This window comes from Stutzerimonas stutzeri, assembly GCF_013522825.1.
Lineage (GTDB): Bacteria > Pseudomonadota > Gammaproteobacteria > Pseudomonadales > Pseudomonadaceae > Stutzerimonas > Stutzerimonas stutzeri_AK.
This window is the reverse complement of sequence record NZ_JAAMQZ010000113.1, coordinates 1-332: the sequence shown is the minus strand read 5'-3', so window position 1 is coordinate 332 and position 332 is coordinate 1. Positions and strand designations below refer to the sequence as shown.

Below are 332 nucleotides of genomic sequence, written 5' to 3'. Positions count from 1 at the left end.
TCTTGCGCGGCCACGGCGTTGTAGCCGGCATAGTCGTCGGTCATCAGGTAGCCGCGATAGCCGTCGAGCAGGCGCAACGGCACTTCCTGCGCGCGGCTGGTGGTGTAGTCGAAAAGGATCACCGGTTTATCCGGCGGCCCACCGCTTTGCACCCACATCCAGGACTGCGCGCAGGGATCGCGCCCCGGCTCGTGCAGCACCTGCAGGCGGGTTTCGTCGCAGTGCAACACCGGGTGCTCCAGCAGCTTGTCGCGCATCAGGTTGAGTAGCGGCTGTAACAACTCGCCACTCTGGATCACCCAGCGCGCCAGGGTCTGGCGTGGGATGTCGAC

General features: G+C 65.4%; 1 protein-coding gene. It reads right to left on the bottom strand.

Going from position 1 to position 332, the window contains the following annotated elements; genetic code table 11:
* On the bottom strand, positions 1–332 hold a 332-nt coding region (locus G7020_RS23835), incomplete at both ends, for an IS66 family transposase (RefSeq protein WP_181087228.1).